Origin of the sequence: Autumnicola aciditolerans (genome assembly GCF_041679265.1) — a bacterium.
Lineage (GTDB): Bacteria > Bacteroidota > Bacteroidia > Flavobacteriales > Flavobacteriaceae > Autumnicola.
On the sequence record NZ_JBGFSM010000020.1, the window covers coordinates 27516 to 46672 of the forward strand.

Here is a 19157-nt window from a genome sequence, read left to right on the forward strand (position 1 = left end):
CATGATTAGAAACTTCTTTAAAATAGCGTGGAGAAATTTGAAAAAGAATAAGGTGTATTCTTTCATCAATATCTTTGGTCTGGCCATAGGAATGGCCGTTACCATCACGATTGGCCTGTGGATCCAGGACGAGTTAAGCTACAATAACTCCTTCAGTAATTACGATCGTATCGCGCAGGTATACCAGAATCAGACTTTTAACGGGCAAACCGGAACTGCACAGGCGATTCCCAGACCGTTGGAATTTCTGCTGAAAGAATCTTATGGAGATAATTTCAAGCATATTTCCATGTCTTCCTGGACCAATTCTCAATATCTGAAATATGGGGAAAAACTTATTTCCAAAAATGGCAATTATGTTCAGGAAGCTTTCCTGGATATATTTCAGCCTGAAATTTTAAAGGGAGAAAAAGACGGATTAGACGATCAGAAATCCATCATGATTTCTCAAACTACTGCCGAAGCGCTTTTTGGAGATGAAAGCCCTATAGGTAAGATTATTAAAGTAAATAATACCACAGATTTAATGGTAAAATCTGTTTATAAGGATTTTCCTGAAAACAGTGATTTCCGGGAAATAGATTACTTAATATCCTGGGAACAATATGTTGCGGCAAATGAATGGGTGAAAAATGCGCGGGATAACTGGGGAAATAATTCTTACCAGATGTTTGTGGAAATCGCCGATAATACCTCCATGGCGCGGGTAAATTCTAAAATTTTAGATTCCAAGAAAAAGGCAAATGAGGATACTGCAGAATTTGATCCTGAAATTTTCCTGCTCCCTGTTAAAGACTGGCATTTAAGGTCTACGTTTGAAAACGGCGTTCAAAGCGGCGGCCGGATAGAAAATGTTTGGTTATTCGGGATTATTGGTGCTTTTGTGCTTTTCCTGGCCTGTATCAACTTTATGAATTTAAGCACCGCCCGTTCAGAAAAACGTGCGATGGAAGTGGGAATTCGCAAAGCAATCGGGTCTTCCAGGAGAATGCTGATAAGGCAATTCCTGTTCGAATCTTTACTGGTAGTTTCTATGGCGTTTGTTATGGCCATCTCGCTGGTATTGCTTTTCCTCAATAAATTTAATGAACTGGCAAGCAAAGAAATGGAATTCCCCTGGAGCAATTTAGCATTCTGGACCTATTCCATACTATTTATTGTTTTCACTGCCCTTCTTTCAGGAAGTTATCCCGCCTTGTACTTATCATCTTTTAAACCGGTAAGAGTTTTAAAAGGAACTTTTAAAGGCGGAAGATTTTCAGCTTTACCACGAAAAATCCTGGTAGTCACACAGTTTACCGTTTCCATTGCACTTATTATTGGAACCCTGGTAGTGATGAGCCAGATAAACTATGGTAAAGATCGTCCTGTTGGTTATCATAAGGCAGGGCTTATTCAAATTCCGGTAATGAGCGAAGACTTTTCAGGAAAAAGCGATTTAATGCGAAACCAGTTCATAGCATCTGGCGGGGCTGTGAATATGGCAACTTCCATGAGCCCCACCACACAGGTTTGGTCTAACCAGTCCGGTTATAACTGGGAAGGAAAGCCTGAAAAATTTCAGGAAGATTTTGCCTACACCGCCGTTTCTTATGAGTTCGTAAAAACGCTGGGGATGAACATTATCATGGGAAGGGATTTTTCAAGAGATTTTTCTACCGATTCTAATGCGGTAATCATCAATAAAACTGCCATGGAATATATGGGCTTAACAGATCCTGTGGGAAAATATTTAACCGATGATGATGAAGAAGATCCGGAGGAACCTCTAAAAATTGTAGGGGTGGTAGATGATGTAATTATCCAGTCACCCTACTCTCCGGTGAAGCAGCAATTATATGTTTTTGATAAATATGGCAATATAAACTACTATAACGTTCGGTTAAATCCGGATAAAAGTGTTCGTGAAGATCTTGAACTTTTAGAACAAACTTTTAAAAACAGTTTTCCAGGATTACCATTTGAATATCAGTTTATTGATGAAGAATATTCTAAAAAATTTGCCGATGAAGAACGAATTGCAAGCCTGGCAAAAGTATTCACCATTTTGGCTATTCTTATAAGCTGTCTTGGTCTCTTTGGCCTTGCTTCTTATGTAGCCGAAAAAAGAACCAAAGAAATTGGAATAAGAAAAGTACTGGGCGCGACCATTTCTAATCTATGGCTTATGCTTTCCAGTGATTTTATCAGGCTGGTGTTTATCGCTATTCTTATAGCCCTGCCCTTAGCCTACATTTTTATGAATAAATGGCTTCAGAAGTTTGTTTATAGAACAGATCTTTCCTGGTGGATCTTCGTAGCAGCCGGCCTTGGTGCCTTTTTAATTACCATTATTACGGTTAGTTTTCAGGCAATACGTGCCTCCACAACAAATCCGGTAAAAAGTCTTAGAACAGAATAAAATCATTAACCAAAAATCAATCATCATGATCAGGAATTATTTAAAAACCGGCTGGCGAAATAGTATCAAGAATAAAGGTACATTTTTGGTTAACGTTCTTGGCCTGGCGCTGGGAATTGCTTCTGTGATCATGATTATGTTGTACGTCTCCAGTGAACTGAGCTATGATCGCTTTAATGAAAAGGCCAACCGTATTGTAAGGGTAGTGTTTAGAGCCAATATTAATGGGGAGGAAATGAATGAAGCTGTGGTGATGGCACCGGTTGCCCGAGCGCTCGAAAACGATTTGCCGGAAGTAGCCGATGCTACCCGGCTGGCAAAATCTTATAATAACAGATTGCAATACAATGGCATTTATTATGGCCAGAGCAGCATGGGATATGTGGATCCAAATTTCTTCAATGTTTTCACGCTGCCAATTACCAATGGAAATCAAAATACTCCTCTTGACAAGCCCTATACTGCTGTAATTTCTGAGACGCTGGCAAAGAATATTTTTGGTGATACAGACCCCGTTGGAAAAACGATCAGGGTGACCAATCGCGATGAAGACTACATGGTTTCTGCGGTGATGAAAGATATTCCTGAAAACTCCCATTTTCACTTCGACATTCTTGCGTCTACACTTGGCTATGCCAATGCGAAAAAAACCACCTGGATGCAATCAGACTTTTTTACCTACCTGGTTTTAAAAGAGGATGCTGACATAGCCGAAGTGGAAGCAAAACTACCGGCGATCACTAAGAAATACATGGGACCGCAGATGATTGATGCCTTAGGGATGACTTATGAAGAATTCCAAAAAGATAATGATTTAGGCCTTTTTCTGCAGCCGTTGACCGATATTCATCTTCATTCCGATTTTTCTGACGCTACCACGCTGGAACAGGGTGGCGACATCAAATATATTTATATTTTCAGTGTCGTGGCTATTTTTATGCTGGTAATAGCCTGCATCAATTTTATGAACCTGGCCACGGCATCGGCTTCCAAACGATCTAAGGAAGTAGGGATTCGAAAAGTGCTGGGTTCCAATAAAAACCAATTGATCTACCAGTTTTTAGCAGAAGCTTTTATTTCCACTATCCTGGCAACTATACTAGCCATCGTAATTTTCGCAATTTCACTACCGGGATTTAATCAATTGGCGGGAAAAAGCATAGAATTCACATCACTTTTAAAACCCGTTTATATTCTGTCTTTAATTGGCCTACTATTACTCATTACATTTTTAGCAGGAGGGTATCCGGCATTCTACCTCTCCTCATTCAATCCGCTTAACGCACTAAAATCAAAATTTTCCGGTAGCGGAAAAAATTCAGGAATTCGGGGCGGACTGGTGGTTTTTCAGTTTGTTATTTCCGCCGGGCTCATTCTGGCTACTCTCGTGGTGAAAGAGCAGATGAATTATATTCAGAATAAAGATATTGGTTACGAAAAAGATCAGCTACTGGTGGTTCGCAATACTTATTTGCTGGGCAATAATGAAGATAATTTTATCCAGGAAATCAAAAATTATCCAAGGGTGGAAAATGTGACGCATTCTGCCTTTGTACCTGCCGGGGAAAGCGATAATGAAGTGGGTGGGATTTTTCTGAATGGGGAATTTCTGCGTCGCATGTATTTCTACAATGTAGATGAGAATTATATCCCAACAATGGGCATGGAATTGCTGGCCGGACGTAATTTTTCCAAATCCTATGGAACCGAAAAAAATAACGTGATCATCAATGAAACAGCTGCGGAAGCGCTTGGTTTCGGAAAAAATGCCGTTGGAAAAACCTTTCAGCGAGATACCGATGAAGGCCCACGAGATATTCACATAATAGGGATCATCAAAGACTTTAACTGGAAATCGCTGCACCAGGAAATAGATCCCTTAATTCTGAAAATGAATCCGTATGGTGGAATGATTGTTCGCTCCAAAACCGCAGATATGTCCGGGATCATTGAGAATTTAAATTCAGATTGGAACGGCTACAACCCGCAAGAAGCTTTGAATTACAGCATTCTGGATGACTCGTTTAATCATACCTATTTAAAGGAGCGAAAAATGGGAACGATTTTGACGCTTTTCGCCATTCTTACCATCATTGTTGCCTGTCTCGGTTTGTTTGGACTGGTGACTTTTACGGCGGAACAGCGTTTTAAGGAAATTGGGATTCGTAAAGTGCTGGGTTCTTCCGCAACACAGATCGTTGCCTTGCTTTCTAAAGATTTTCTCAAACTGGTGGGGATCTCATTTTTGATCGCATTCCCGTTAAGTTATTATCTCATGAACAAATGGCTGCAGGATTTCGCCTATAGAATCCAGATACAATGGTGGCTCTTTGCACTGGCGGCCATCATCACCCTGGGAATTGCTTTTTTAACTATTGGGATCAAAAGTTTTCGAGCGGCAATAGCGAATCCCATTGAAAGTTTAAAAACGGAATAAACAATCTCAAAAATCAATCATCATGATCAGGAATTATTTAAAAGTGGCACTGAGAAACATCGTGAGGCATCCGGTCTATTCCACTCTCAATACTTTAGGACTTGCTCTGGGATTTACGGTTTGCTTCCTGATTGCATTGTTTGTTCGGGATGAGTATCAATTTGATTCGTTTGTTCCGCAGAAAGAACAAATATTCAGAGTTTATAGTCAATATGCAGATCATAATAATATTGAAGAAAGGGCGCCTACACCTCCCATGATGGCTCCCACGCTCGCCCAAAATTTTCCCGAAGTTGAAAATACCGCGCGGGTAATGATGTATCCCGAAATAAAAAGATTATTTAAAACAGGCGATACTAAAATCTATAATGAACACGGATATTTTGCCGATACTACTTTCTTTCACATTTTTAAACTTGAATTTCTTTATGGCTCGCGGGAACAGGCTCTCAATGGTCCTGCTTCTCTTGTGATTTCAAAAAAACTGAGCACTGCTTTATTCGGAAACCAGAACCCGGTGGGTAAAGAACTGGAGATGGAAGGCACTACATTAAAAGTCACTGGTGTTTTTAAGAAGAATCCGAAATTTCATTTACAGTTTGATTATATAATGCCCTTATCTTTAGCCGGAATCCCGGCAGAGCGTATGCAAAGCTGGGGATGGCAGCAGTTCTATAATTATGTAAAAGTTCGTGAAGGCACCAATGTAGACGCGCTGGAGTCTAAATTCCAGAAGCTGGCAAAAACTGAAATGCGTAAATTCGATCCGGAATCTCAGGCTGAATCCACTCCTTTTTTGCAGCCTTTAGCAGATATTCACCTGATGTCTGCCAATTTTAAGTTTGATATGGCCAAAAGAGGCAACATCACCTATGTTAAAGCTTTAACCTTTATCGCCATTTTCATTCTTCTTATCGCCTGCTTTAACTTCGTAAATCTCGCCACTTCCCAATCCTTACAAAGAGCCAGGGAAGTTGGAGTTCGCAAAAGTATAGGGGCAAGCAGAAAGCAGCTGCTTGTTCAGTTTATTCTGGAAACCCTATTTCTTACTACCATAGGGATGCTGCTGGCATTGGTTTTTAGCCTTCTTGCCCTGCCATGGCTTAATGCTTTCACCGCTAAAAGCATCTCATTTTATGTGTTTATTGAGCCAGTAACCATTCTGGCGATTGTTTTACTTAGCATTTTTGTTGGACTTCTTGCAGGATTTTATCCGGCTTTGGTATTATCAAATTTTAAACCGGTAAAGGTTTTAAAAGGCTCTTCAAACTCCAAAACCGAACAGGGGCATACTCCAATTTTAAGACATAGCCTGGTAGTAATTCAGTTTTCACTTTCTGTACTCCTTATAATTAGCGCGATTGTAGTTTACAATCAGGTAGATTACCTGCACAATAAAGACCTGGGTTTTAATAAAGAACAGATCATGTTTTTCCCCATGCGGGGAGATAAAATGTTTGAAAACAGGGAAGCCTTTAAGAATCAGTTAAATCAGGTTCCAGGAGTTTCTTCGGTTTCCATTGGTTACGGATTCCCCGGAGATGCGGTTGCCGGTGATGGAATTCAGGTGAAAGAAAATGGGCAGCTGGTAAACCATCCGGCAACACAGCTTATGGTTGATTATGATTATATCCAAACCCTTGGATTAAAAGTGATTGCCGGTAGAGATTTTTCAGAAGAAATGGGCACCGATGCCAGCAAGGCTTATGTTATTAATGAAACTGCCGTTAAAAACCTTGGGTTTATAAGCCCGGAAAAAGCTCTAGGCCAGAAAATGTACTGGAAGGTCTGGACTCAGGATGGTACAGATTCCATAAAGGAAGGTGAAGTTATTGGGGTGGTAAAGGATTTCAATTATAAAAGCCTGTATGATCAGGTTGAAACTGCCGTTTTGCAAATTTTTCCCGATGCGGCCTGGAAAGTTGCAGTAAAACTTAACACCGCCAATCTCGAGACCTCACTTACCCGGGTGGAACACGTTTGGGATAATTTTTCACCTGACTATCCTTTGGAATTTAAATTTCTGGATGAGAATTTCGAACAGATGTATCAATCTGAAGACAAACTGAGATCATTATTGGCAATATTCACTGCAGTGGCCATTTTTGTGGGCTGTTTGGGATTGTTTGGTTTAGCAGCTTTTTCCGCAGAACGTCGTAAAAGAGAGATAGGCATTCGAAAAGTGCTGGGTGCGTTGAAAATATCGTGTTGCTGTTAACCGGAAATTTCATAAAACTGGTATTGATATCCTTATTAATTGCCTCCCCAATCGCCTGGTATTTTATGAATAAATGGCTCCAGGACTTTGCCTACCGCATAAATATTAGCTGGTGGTTTTTCGCTCTAGCCGGAGGAAGTGCAATAGCCATTGCCCTCTTAACCGTAAGTTATCACTCCATTCGAGCTGCCAGAAGAAACCCGGTTAAGAATATAAGGCCTTATTAAATCCAATAATTGTGAAACCAATTAGCCTAAGCCTTCATCCTTAAAATAAATCAATAATTTAGAAAAATTATCATGCTTAAAAACTTCATCAAAATATCCTGGCGCAAAATTAAAGCCGATAAAACTTTCTCATTTATCAACATATTCGGGCTTTCCATTGGGATAAGCATAACGCTGCTCTTAGCGCTGTTTATAATGCAGGAGCACAGTTTTGATAAGATGTATGCCAATAAAGAGCGCATTTACCGCGTGATCTTCAATACCACCGAGCAGCATAATAACGAAATATGGGCTACCGTTCCGGCCGCGTTAAAACCTGCTGCGGAAGAGGCCATTCCGGAAGTTCAGAAATCAGCAAGGCTATGGGATCATGATTTCGGAAAAACCGCCTCTATTGAAGCTGAAAATGAACAGTTTACCGAACCCAAATTGTATTATGCCGATCCTGAATTCTTTGATATTTTTCAACTGAAGTTCGTGTACGGAAATTCTAAAAATCAGCTGAATCGCCCTAATACCGCTGTTTTATCTGAATCCACCGCGATTAAATACTTCGGAAAAGGAAATCCAATAGGCAAAACCATTTCGATAGACAATGACCTTAAAATGGAAATTACCGGAGTTTATAACGATTTTCCGGCCAATTCCAGCCTGGATGGGAACATTATCGGCTCTTTTAAATCTGTTGGGTTTTACAAAGAACCCAGCTGGAGCAACGCCAGTTTTGAAACTTATTTTCTGCTGAATAAAAATGCCGATCCTGCAACCGTAACCGGCAAAATGCAAAATCTCATAGATGCCAATGTTGAAAAAGAAGACCAGTGGTACACATTAGATTTACAGCCTTTGGAAAAGATGCACCTGTATTCTGCAAATATTAAAAGTGCCTACACCTCCAAATTGGGAAGTATTGAAGAGGTTCGAAATTTAAGTTTGCTGGCCTTTCTTATTTTATTAATTGCCTGCATTAATTATATGAACCTGGCCACGGCACGATCTCAAAAGAGCACTAAAGATGTGGGCATTAATAAAACTTTGGGAGCTTCTGGAAAAATGCTCATCGCCCGTTTTTTTACAGAAACCGCATTCGTAACGCTTATTGCTATTGTTCTGGCACTTTTCTTTACTTTTTTAAGCCTTCCGGTTTTTGAGAAAATTATTGGAAACAGCCTTTCTACCAGTTCTTTAATTTCCTTCGAATTTTTGGCAGCGATCATAGGGATATGGCTTACTACCACCCTCATCGCCGGCTCATTCCCTGCCCTGCATCTTTCCAGGTTCTCTCCTATGGAAGTGATTCGTTCCGGAAGGGATAAAGAAAGTTTTACGGCTCTTTTACGAAAAGGACTGGTGGTTGTGCAGTTTTCGGCTTCGGTGATCCTGATCATTGCTGCGGTGGTAATCTATAATCAGCTGGAATTTATGCGGAATAAAAACCTGGGCTACAATCCTGAAAATACGATGGCTGTTTCTATTTCTGCCCTAACCTCTAATGCAGAAAAAGAAACGCTTATCAACCAGTTCCAAAACCTGCCCGAAGTTTCTTCCGCAACCATGGCTCAAGGTTACCCCGGCATTAGCGTGAGCGGCAGGACGCTGTATAAAAACCTCAATTCGCATGAATCCATCTCTTTGCAAACCAATCGTGCCAGGGGAGGCGTGGTGGAAACCCTTCAGCTAACTTTACTGGCCGGGAAAGATCTTCCGAAGCATAAGCAGGAAGGTGACTCTATTGTAGATGTGCTGCTGAACAAAAACGCCGTGGATTTTCTGGGAATTACTCCAGAAGAAGCCATTGGGAAAAATATCGATGCCAACCTTGGCCCTAATGCTTACGTGGTGGGAGTGGTAGACGATTTCAACTTTTCGTCGCTGCGATCGCCAATTGGTGCTTACGCTTTTAATAATGGTTTTGAACCGCTGCGCTATATGCTGCTACGCTTTAAAAGCGAGGAACTCCCTGCTACATTGGAAGAATTTAAAACTACTTTTGCCGATATCGCCCCTGCTGTGGCTTTTGATTACTCGTTCCTGGAAAATAATGTGGAACAAATGTATGCTCGTGAAAAGCGCACCGCCAGGGCCGCGCTCATTTTCGCCGGACTCGCAATTTTCGTCGCCTGCCTGGGATTATTTGGCCTTGCAGCCTTTATGGCAGAACAGCGCACCAAGGAAATTGGCGTGAGAAAAGTGCTGGGAGCAAGCGTGAGCAGCATAGCCAGGCTGCTTTCCAAAGATTTCATGATCCTGGTGCTTATCTCTTTAATTATTGCATTCCCGCTCGCCTACTGGCTGGCAGGAAGATGGCTACAGGAATTTGCCTATCGGGTTAATATTGGGTGGCCGGTGTTCGTCCTTGCCGGGTGCTCGGCGATTCTAATTGCGTTGATCACGGTTAGCTTTCAGGCGATTAAAGCCGCTGTTTCCAATCCTATAAACTCCTTGCGAAGCGAGTAAAATTGTACAAACTGTAAATCCCTGAATTTTTCAGGATGAAGATAAATCAAAAATCAGGCTGAAACAACTTCAGCTAAACGAGGCTAAAAATTAAAAATATGCTGAAATTAAATCACATTTATAAATGGGTAAACTCAGGCGGAAGACGCGTTTTTCTGTTAAACGACCTGAGCGTCAAGGTAGAAGAAGGCGAATTTTTATCGGTTATGGGGCCATCGGGTTCCGGGAAATCTACCTTGCTCAATATTATTGCCATGCTGGATGATTTCCAGGAAGGGGAATATTATTTTGAAAATGAACCCATTCATGACCTGAAACCTAAAAAGCGTACCGAAATTTTTAATCAGAATATCGGTTTTATTTTCCAGGCATATCACCTGCTCGATGATCTTACAGTTTACGAGAATATTGAAACTCCGCTGCTCTATAAAAAAGTGAAAAGTTCGGAACGACAAGCGCTGGTGGCCGATATCCTGGACCGCTTTAACATTGTGGGAAAAAAAGACCTTTTTCCGCATCAGTTAAGCGGTGGGCAGCAACAACTGGTGGGAATTGCCCGTGCGCTCATCATCAAGCCCAAATTAATCCTTGCAGATGAACCTACCGGAAACCTCAACTCCAAACAAAGTGACGAGATCATGCAGCTTTTTAAGGAGCTGAACGGGGAAGGCGTCACTATTATCCAGGCCACACATTCGGAGAGTAATGCCGCATACGGTTCAAGAACCATTCATCTTTTAGACGGAAGTGTCCAGAAATCTTAAAATATCATCACTTTGAAAAACCTCATCATTATCATCACTATCTTGCTTTCCGGCATTTTAAAAGCCCAGGATCAAAACTTAAGTTTAAATGAGTGTATTAAAATTGCTTTGGAAGAAAACATAAGCCTAAAAAGGTCTCACCTAAATGCTGAAACTTCTAAAATTTTTCTCAGGCAGTCTAAATCAGCTTTATTTCCAAGTATTAACGCTAATTATAATTTGGGGGTCAACAATGGCCGGAGTATAGATCCTTATACCAATGATTATATAGACCAGCAGCTCAAGTTCAGCAATGTAGGTGTAGATCTAAATGCTCAGCTTTTTAAAGGTTTTGAACTTTTAAATTCCATTCAGCGGGACCGATATAACTGGAAAGCTTCAAAAGCTGAAGCGGAAGAGGCCAGGCAGCAACTTATTTTAGAGGTGACACTGGCCTATTTTCAGGTCTTGAACAACCGGGACCTGGTGGAACTTTCACAACTTAGAATAAAGGCCACAAAAGATCAAATGGAACGCCTCAAAAATTTGTATGAAGAAGGTGAAGGCAATCCTGCAGACTTTACCGATATCCAGGGACAGGTAAATGCTGATGCGGCGAGTTTACTGGAAGCACAAAATGCGCTTACCAGTGCTAAACTTGAACTTGCAAACCTGTTGAACCGGGATGAGAATTTCCAGGTAGCTAATCTTAGCTCAGATGCCGTAACCCCTTATGCATTGTCTTCGGAAGAAGTTTATGCCCAGGCCCTGGAGCATTTTCCCGGGTTTGAAGCAGACCAATATAGAATTGATGCTGCTGAAGAAAATGTGGCTGTGGCAAAATCGCTGTACCTCCCCGAAGTTTCCTTATTCGCCCAGGTAAACAGTAACTATTCCAGCGTGGCCAGGATATATACTGAAAATGGCACCGAGGTTATCCAAACGGGGCAGTTTATAACGGTGGGAGAAAATAACTATCCTGTACAAACCAACCAGGCATTGTTTGCTGAAGAAAAAATCTCGTATTTGGATCAATTGAATAATAACCTGAATTCTGTAGTGGGTCTTTCAGTAGCTATCCCGGTTTTTAATGGTTTTCGAGCTAAACAACAGGTAGACCTAAGAAAGATTGAACTTGAGGATTCCCGGCTGGCACTGGAGGCAACCAAAAATGATCTGGAACAGGAAATAAAACTCGCTTACAACCAGATGCAAACAGCCTTTAAAAATTATTTTATCCTCCAGGAACAGGTTCAGGCGTATGAGGAATCTTACCGCGTGAACGAAATAAGGTTTAGAAGCGGAGTTTCCAACTTTGTGGAATACATCATTAGCAAGAACAACCTGGACCGTGCAAAAATAAACCTTACCAACAGCCTGTATGAATATATCATCAGGAGAAAAATCCTGGATTATTATGGATCAAGGAATAACAGGTTGATGTTCCAGGATTAAATTCCTGTATAAACGAAATTTCTTTGCATCAAGAGCCACCTCAGGACAGGGGGCTTTTTTTATGCAATATTCTGAAAATTATAATTTTCTCCCCCGATAATGATCTATTCCAGCACCAGGCCAACTCCTGCTTTTTCTAAAAAATAAGGATTATGCTCAATAACCAAGATATCATTAGCCTCGCTGAGTTTTTGTAAAATTTTGAACAACAGGTCAATATCGGCATAATGCAAGCCGGTGCAGGGTTCATCTAAAATGTAAAGCATATTCCTCTCCTGATCCTGGAGCCAGTTCAACAACAACAATCTTTGTTTTTCCCCTGAAGAAAGAGTTTGCACGGGCTGATCCAGGCTAAGATGTCCCAGCCCAATTTCCTCTAACTGTTCCAGAAATTCTCCAATTGTAGCTTTAAGCTGAAATTCCTGTAAGAATTCTTTTAATTCCGCGATATCCAAAGCAAGCACTTCTGCAATAGTTTTAGATTTCAGCTTATGTTCCAGGATATGCTCCTGGTAACGCTGCCCCTGGCATACCTCGCATTTTTCCACCGCGTTGGCAGCTACATCCAGGCTGGTTTCAAGAAAACCTTTGCCTTTACAGTTGGGGCACTGGCTTGTTTTTGTTTTATAAGAAAAATCGCGGGGCCTGAGCTTTGTCTTTTTGGCAAAGATCCTGCTTATCTCCTTCAGCAGATTCAAATAAGAAACTAAGAGGGTATTTGAATGGGACCTGAGTTTCTTAGATTCAAAATAACGCACTCCCGAATACTTCCCGGGAAACCGTATGCTTTCACAATTTACCGGCTCCCCCGTCTCAATTCCCGGAATAATAATATCTTTCACCAAAGTGGTTTTTCCTATTCCCGATTTTCCGCTAAGGGTGGTGATTCCCCCAACAGGAACTTCCAGCGCCTCTTTCACCAGGCTATGTTTAGACAGCTTCCTTATGGAAATATGTTCCTTCCCATCCTTCAATTTAACCGCTTTAGAAGGTTCTTTTAAATACGGATGGCAATCGGCCTGTTTTAAGAAATCCTGAGGTGTTCCCCGGTAAGTCACATATCCGCCTAGCTTACCCGCCAATGGCCCCAGCTGAACCAACTCCTCTGCCGCCAGGATGATTTCTTTATTATGCTCAATCACCACCACTGTATTTCCTTTTTCAATTAATTCTTTCAGAAGGTTAATCAGGTCAGGGATATTATCATTGGATAATCCTGCGGAAGGTTCATCTAACAAATAGGTAATTCCCTTCAACGGACTGTTTAACTGCGTGATGAGGGCTACCCGCTGATTTTCCCCACCGGAAAGCGTGGCCGATTTACGGTTGAGCTGAAGGTGGTCTATATGCAATTGCCTTGCTCTCTTTACAGTATTGGCCAAAAGCGGCTGTAGATGAGCCATTAGCTGCCGGTCTATTTCCGAAGAAGCATCACTAGCAGAAATCCAGCTTTCCAGCATTCTAAAATCCATCGACTTTATGTCGTGAATGGATTTTCTTCCAATTTTGAAGTTTAACCGCTCCGGTTTTAATCCGCTGCCCTTACAATGGCTGCATTCTGAAGGGGTAAAAAGGGCTTTGAGCTTTTCGATATGCTTATTTTTCCGGGTTTTATAATATTCTTCTTTTAAGTAATGGAAGAGTCCTTCCCACTTCATTTTTATTTCCTGCGTTCCTTCTCTTGTTTTGGTTTTAAAAATCCAGTTGGTTGTCCATACTTTTTCTCCCGTCCCATAAAACAAGATGTCCTTTTGCTGGTTTGTCCACTCCTTAAACGGAGTTTCCAGCCTAAACCCATATCCTGCGCCTAGCTCTTTTACAATTGCCATATACTGGCTGCCCGCCTGCCCGTAATAAGAAAGCGCTTTATTATGTTCAAACAGGCCGCTGGAAATACTTTTATCCCTGTCTAACACTATTTTTTCAAGATCGGGAAGCAGGTCTTTACCATAGCCATCACAAACGGCACATTTTCCCAGTTCGTGATGATTTGAAAAATGGCTGGCAGATAGTTCCTCTCCTTCATACTGGGCTTTCCTGGAAAAAGCAAACCGCAGGATCTTGTCCATTCCGGTTTGTTTGGCAAGCTCAGACCGCCGGGTAAAACTCTTTTCCTTTCGCGTTACGCAAATACTGGGGCTTAGCCCTTCAATATGATCTACCTCCAGCTGAAAATTAACTCCTGCCCTGGCCTGCTGATATGCTGAAAATTGCCTCGTCATTTCCTGCAATCCGTAGCCATGCAGGGTGTCTATCACCAAAGAAGATTTACCCGAGCCGGAAATTCCTGTAACCACAGATAAGGTATTCTTTGGAAGTTCTATATCGAGATTTTTGAGATGATGTGTGCGTGCTCCTTTTATGGAAATCCTGTCTCTTCGCAGGTCTTCCGGTTCTTTTAAATCCTGCACCCTGTTTTTTGCTGAATTTTCCACCAGGATATCACAGGAAGCTTTAAAAAGCATATTATTTTCAAAGCAAATAATGCCCGCGGTTTGTTTTTTCAGCTCGTGTAAGGCTTCCAACAAGCGTCGCACATCCTGCTGGTGCAATCCTATAGCGGGTTCTTCCAGCAGTAACAGGCTGTTTTTTGATTGCCTGGCGAAGTGTTTTGTAAGTTTAACGCGTTGCGCTTCTCCGCCGGATAAGGTGTTGGAAGGCTGGCCTAGTTTAATATACCCCAGGCCCAGCTGAAGCATCAAAGACAGGATATTGCTGATCTGCTTTTCTTCGGAAAAAAAATGGGAAGCCTCCGCAATACTCAGATTATAGATCTCTGCAATGTTTTTCTGGTTCCAATGCACCTGCAGTACTTCCGGCTTAAAGCGCCTGCCATTGCAAACAGGGCAAACCTGGTTGATAGTTCCCATTACATTCATGGAAAGCGTAATTACCCCTGCACCTTCACAGGTTTCGCACCTGCCGCGCTTGTTGTTAAAAGAAAAGGCGCTCTTGGTTAATTTTCGCTGTTTCGCTTCAGTAGATTTTGCCAGCAGGTCACGGATTTTATCAGCTAGACCGGTATAGGTAGCGGGATTGCTTCTGGGGGTTTTCCCGATAGGCTGATCGGTTACTGTGAGCAGTTTTAAATTTGCCTTTTCAGCATGTTCAGCAAGGACCTGAAGTATTTGAGGGTTCTTTCGGCTTACTACTGTTAAGTTTCCCGGTTCAGGATGAAATGTTTCTGCTGAATTAAGTACAGGCTTCGTACCTGGATTTGAATCTGCCTTCTTTAATTCAGCTAAAGTAGGACTGGGCAATTCTCCTGAATTCAAAAATTCCCTGATGGGCCCGTTAAAAATAACTTTTCCCCCATTTACGCCTGCTTCAGGGCCCAGTTCTATAATCCAGTCTGCAGAGCGAATAAAATTGAGGTCGTGCTCTACCACCATTACGGTATTGCCCCGGCTTATCAGGCGCTTCAGGATATGGCGTAAATACACCTGGTAATTTTCAGACAAACCAATAGAGGGTTCGTCAAAAACATACAGAATCCCCTGCAGGTTGCTGTTTACCTGCCTGATTAACCTGATGCGCTGCCCATCACCAGAAGAAATATTGGTACTGGGTGTACTTAACCTATACTCCTGCATGCCCAGTTGTACCAAATCCAATAATTGCGTACAGATCTTAGCTACCAGTACCTCTTCCCCGCTTACAAGCTCCAGGCTTTTCAATTTGGCATATAAATCTTGCAAAGAGAGATCCATCCATTCCTGAAAGTTCAGTCCTTTCCATTTAAATTTAAGGTGTTCTTTTTTAATTCTTGCTCCCTTACAACTCGGACATTCCTTAGAACTGGCAAATTTTAAGATGTTGGGATTACGGTCCAGCCTTAAAATATTACTCATAATGGGAAGTATGCCTTTATAAAATCCCTCTTCCCGCGGCTTCGCTTTAAAACCTTTCCACCTTAAGCGGGATGCTATACTATGTTTTCCATAGAAAACTTTGAGGCGGTCACTCCCGTTAAAGATCACCTCCTTTTGTTCCGCAGAGAGCTTTTTCCAGGGAATATCCACATTAAATCCATGAGCTTCACAAACTTTATTCAGTTCATCTACGGTAACCTGGGAATAAACAATATAACCGTTGGGTAAAGTGGTAGTAATTGCGCCCTCCCGCAGCGTTTTATTTTCATCACCAATCAATTTATTAAGATCGATATATTCCGCCTCGCCAATTCCACGGCAGTGTGCGCAGGCCCCTTTGGGATGATTAAAAGAAAACAAAGATTTGCTCATGGGCTCCTCCCCGGAATAGCGGGCAAAAAGAATCCTGAATATTGCGGCAAGTTCTGAAAGGGTGCCGAAAGTGGTGTTTACCGACTGGAAACGTTTGGATTGTTCTACCTTAATCACGGGGGGCAGGCCTTCTATAGTATCTACTTGAGCAGTAGGAATAAGTTGCGCATTTTGCTGATTATAAGCCGGAAGGCTCTCCAGGAAACTGCGGTAACCTTCATTGGCGATAACGTCCATGGCCAGGGAGGATTTCCCCGAACCTGATAACCCCGTTACCACAATCAATTGATTTTCGGGAAGTTTTAAACTTACATTTTTAAGATTGTTCTGGTGGGCATTCGTAATGCGCATAAAGGCTTTTTCTTTTGAAATATATACGAGCCGATTATAAGGCTTAAAAAGGATTTTTCAAGGGAATAAGGCATAAAGTTTATTTTAAAAGCTTAATCTATTGCTTTTAAAACCAAGGCAGCATAAAGACCTGCCGGGTAACCCCTGTTCCGGTTTTTAAATTAGCTACCTGTAGCACCTACGGCTGTTAAACCCATAGTGCTGCTCACCTTATCTTATGTTGAAAAATTTAAAACCTGAACTGAAATCTCCGGCCAATAACTTCTTCCAAAAGTTCACCGGATAATAGAAAAATGCCCGCTATAAGTGGCTTGCTCTTCTAAATCTATCCGAAACCAGTAATCATCTGCCGGCAAAATTTTTCCGTTACAGGTCCCATCCCAGCCCTGGTCTCCGGGGGCGAGTTGTTTTAAAAGTTTGCCGTAACGGTCGTATATCAAAATTACCGAATCGGTATTGTTGGATAGTCCTTTAATTTTCCACCGGTCATTATAACCATCATTATTTGGAGTAAAGAAACGCGGATAGTTCATCACGTTTATTTTTTGCGAAACTTCCCCGCAGCCATTGGTGTCTCTAACCGTAACATTGTAAGTTCCGCCGGCCACCTCCGGGAAAATACTGGAAGCCTGAAAGTTTATGCCATCTATGGAATACTCAAACAGGCCATCGCCGGAGGCAATAATTTCGATGGCGGAATCTTCAGCAAAATTGCTGAAAAGGATATCTTCTATCACCGGTGCTGCCGAATATACCAGCTCAAATTCCATGTAGTTTTCACAAATTATCCCGTTTTTTTCTTCCAGAACACTTACTCCATATACCCCTGCCGCAGTAAGGCTTACAGCAGTTCCCCCGGAAATAGTATTTCCTTCGGGGCCAAACCAGGTTTGGGAGGTGTAGGCGGGATTTAACTGCAAATTCAGGGTTTCCCCCATACTACAAATTTCGTATTGATCTTCCAGGGCTATTTGGGGAGGTGAACTGGTGATGAGTTTAAATCTTACTTCGGTGCCACAGGAGGGGTTATCCCGGTTCTCGATTCTGGCAATTACCGGCTGTTCGTAAGCTACCGAATTGCTGAAGCCGGAGCTTACAAAGTTGTGTATTTCATTTCCATCTTCATCATAAAAAGAAACTTCCAGGCCGTTCTGTCCGCCGGTTATATTTTCCATTATCCCGGAAGTGTCAAAATGTGCAATCCCGTTTCCTTCATCACAGGCAAAGAGATCAGCCGGAGTATTTACCGAGGGTTTGGCCGAGGTCTTTAAATTCTGCCTCACTTCAGCATAACAACCGCTAAGATCGTCTGTAACACGAATGCTAATAAAATCTTCATTCTTTTTCAGGTTAGTGTATGGGTTTGGCAGCTCCTCAAGCTCATTCCCGGCAGAATCAAAATAGGAAAGGCTAATCTGGCTTTGCCCCTGTCTTACCTGTGCCGCAATTGCGCCGGTATTAAAATATTCAGAAAAACCATCCCCATCTTCATCACAACCCACCAGGTCTGCCAGGGGATTCACCACAGGAGAAGCGCTTACCACAAGGTCAAAATCCTGGTAAACCTCACATCCCTGCTCCTGCTTTATGTAGGCCGTGATGGTTTCCCTTTCCCTAGTCTTATTCTGATAATTGCCAATTTCAGCATTGGGAATTTCCACATCCCGGCTATCAAAGAACCGAATGCTCAGGTTCTCATAATCTTCATTTAATTGTTCTTTTACCTCATTGAGGTCAAAATGCGCGAAACCTGAATTTTCATCGCAAACCACTATATTCTCAATCTCATAAGAAGGCGCTTCCTGAAGAAAAATCTTCATTGTTTCCTCCTTATAACAACAAGGCTTGCCAACATAATTGATGCGCAGCGTAATTTCCTCCTGTTGCGCCACCTCATCCCTGGAATAGGCAGGTAAGGGATATTCCATAAGCTGCCCTTGTTCATTTACATAATGAATTTCTACATTTTCCTGGTCGCCTGCAATTTGGGCAGCAATATCGTCAATAATAAAGCTGTTGGCATTGGCAAATCCTTCTTCCGGCATGCAGAGATAAGCATCTTCTAAAGGGAAAGCTTCCGGGGCTTTGCTGATATTTACCTCTTCGGAAATTTGATACACCTGGCCGGATACCGCAGTAATTTCTGCTGAAACCGTATAAACGCCTTCATTTTCATATTCATGAACCGGAGCCAAAGCTGAAGAAGTGTTTGAGGCCCCAGATCCCGGTTCCCCGAAATTCCAGATAATATTTTTTACTTCGGAAGAATTCGTGACACTAAATTCTGAAAAACGGCTCGTACAAAAGTCTTTAGGATAAAGGTAAAACGGATGGGTATTGCTTCGCTGCCTTCCTATGGCATTGATGAAAAAGTTATAATCTGAAGTAGGGTAATTGTAATATTCGGTAGTTTCGAGGGTGTAATCTCAACTCTGTCTGAGAAATTTTATATTAATACTCAAACAGAATTAGAATGACACAGGAAGAATTAAACAAGATTGAAAAGAAAGCATTAGAACAACTTACAACCGGCAAAAGTCTATTCGGGTGTTTATTTCAACTGAAAAGTATACCACTATTTCATTTCAAAAGTATACCATTTTAAATTAATTAACAACGGTATC

Annotated in this window: 9 protein-coding genes; 7 read left to right on the forward strand and 2 right to left on the reverse strand. The window is 41.8% G+C overall.

Annotated elements, in window-relative coordinates; translation table 11 throughout:
- The first annotated feature begins 37 nt into the window (after nucleotides 1-37).
- The 7 genes from AB8M93_RS17080 (at nucleotide 38) to AB8M93_RS17110 (ending at nucleotide 11938) form a co-directional block, all read left to right on the forward strand.
- Nucleotides 38-2401, forward strand: a complete 2364-nt coding sequence (locus AB8M93_RS17080) for an ABC transporter permease (RefSeq protein ID WP_373059942.1) — start codon at nucleotides 38-40, stop codon at nucleotides 2399-2401.
- 25 nt (nucleotides 2402-2426) lie between these two features.
- The gene (locus tag AB8M93_RS17085; RefSeq protein WP_373059944.1) at nucleotides 2427-4838 is read left to right on the forward strand and encodes an ABC transporter permease; all 2412 of its coding nucleotides are present in this window, start codon (nucleotides 2427-2429) and stop codon (nucleotides 4836-4838) included.
- A gap of 22 nt (nucleotides 4839-4860) precedes the next feature.
- Nucleotides 4861-7056, forward strand: a complete 2196-nt coding sequence (locus AB8M93_RS17090; protein ID WP_373059946.1) for an ABC transporter permease — start codon at nucleotides 4861-4863, stop codon at nucleotides 7054-7056.
- Between the two features lie 65 nt (nucleotides 7057-7121).
- Nucleotides 7122-7283 carry an ABC transporter permease gene (locus AB8M93_RS17095; protein WP_373059948.1) on the forward strand — a complete coding sequence of 54 codons (162 nt, stop codon included), beginning with the start codon at nucleotides 7122-7124 and terminating at the stop codon, nucleotides 7281-7283.
- A 72-nt stretch (nucleotides 7284-7355) separates the two neighbouring features.
- Entirely contained in the window at nucleotides 7356-9740 is a 2385-nt protein-coding gene (locus AB8M93_RS17100) for an ABC transporter permease (protein WP_373059950.1), read from the forward strand.
- A gap of 98 nt (nucleotides 9741-9838) precedes the next feature.
- Nucleotides 9839-10504 (forward strand): ABC transporter ATP-binding protein, encoded by a 666-nt coding sequence (locus tag AB8M93_RS17105; protein ID WP_373059952.1) that lies wholly within the window; start codon nucleotides 9839-9841, stop codon nucleotides 10502-10504.
- Between the two features lie 12 nt (nucleotides 10505-10516).
- Nucleotides 10517-11938 carry a TolC family protein gene (locus AB8M93_RS17110; protein WP_373059954.1) on the forward strand — a complete coding sequence of 474 codons (1422 nt, stop codon included), beginning with the start codon at nucleotides 10517-10519 and terminating at the stop codon, nucleotides 11936-11938.
- A gap of 104 nt (nucleotides 11939-12042) precedes the next feature.
- On the opposite strand, the gene AB8M93_RS17115 is transcribed toward AB8M93_RS17110, so the two are convergent.
- Together AB8M93_RS17115 and AB8M93_RS17120 are read right to left on the reverse strand one after the other, a co-directional pair.
- Nucleotides 12043-16533: an excinuclease ABC subunit UvrA gene (locus AB8M93_RS17115; RefSeq protein WP_373059956.1), complete on the reverse strand. Its 4491-nt coding sequence runs from the start codon at nucleotides 16531-16533 to the stop codon at nucleotides 12043-12045.
- A 275-nt stretch (nucleotides 16534-16808) separates the two neighbouring features.
- On the reverse strand, nucleotides 16809-18728 hold the full coding sequence (locus AB8M93_RS17120) for a T9SS type B sorting domain-containing protein (RefSeq protein WP_373059958.1): 1920 nt from the start codon (nucleotides 18726-18728) through the stop codon (nucleotides 16809-16811).
- Between the last annotated feature and the right edge of the window lie 429 nt (nucleotides 18729-19157).

What these genes read in the sequence shown, in the direction of transcription:
- AB8M93_RS17100 (WP_373059950.1), top strand. Translation starts at nt 7,356, where the DNA reads ATGCTTAAAAACTTCATCAAAATATCCTGGCGCAAAATTAAAGCCGAT.
- AB8M93_RS17085 (WP_373059944.1), top strand. Translation starts at nt 2,427, where the DNA reads ATGATCAGGAATTATTTAAAAACCGGCTGGCGAAATAGTATCAAGAAT.
- AB8M93_RS17105 (WP_373059952.1), top strand. Translation starts at nt 9,839, where the DNA reads ATGCTGAAATTAAATCACATTTATAAATGGGTAAACTCAGGCGGAAGA.
- AB8M93_RS17095 (WP_373059948.1), top strand. Translation starts at nt 7,122, where the DNA reads ATGAATAAATGGCTCCAGGACTTTGCCTACCGCATAAATATTAGCTGG.
- AB8M93_RS17090 (WP_373059946.1), top strand. Translation starts at nt 4,861, where the DNA reads ATGATCAGGAATTATTTAAAAGTGGCACTGAGAAACATCGTGAGGCAT.
- AB8M93_RS17115 (WP_373059956.1), bottom strand. Translation starts at nt 16,533, where the DNA reads ATGCGCATTACGAATGCCCACCAGAACAATCTTAAAAATGTAAGTTTA.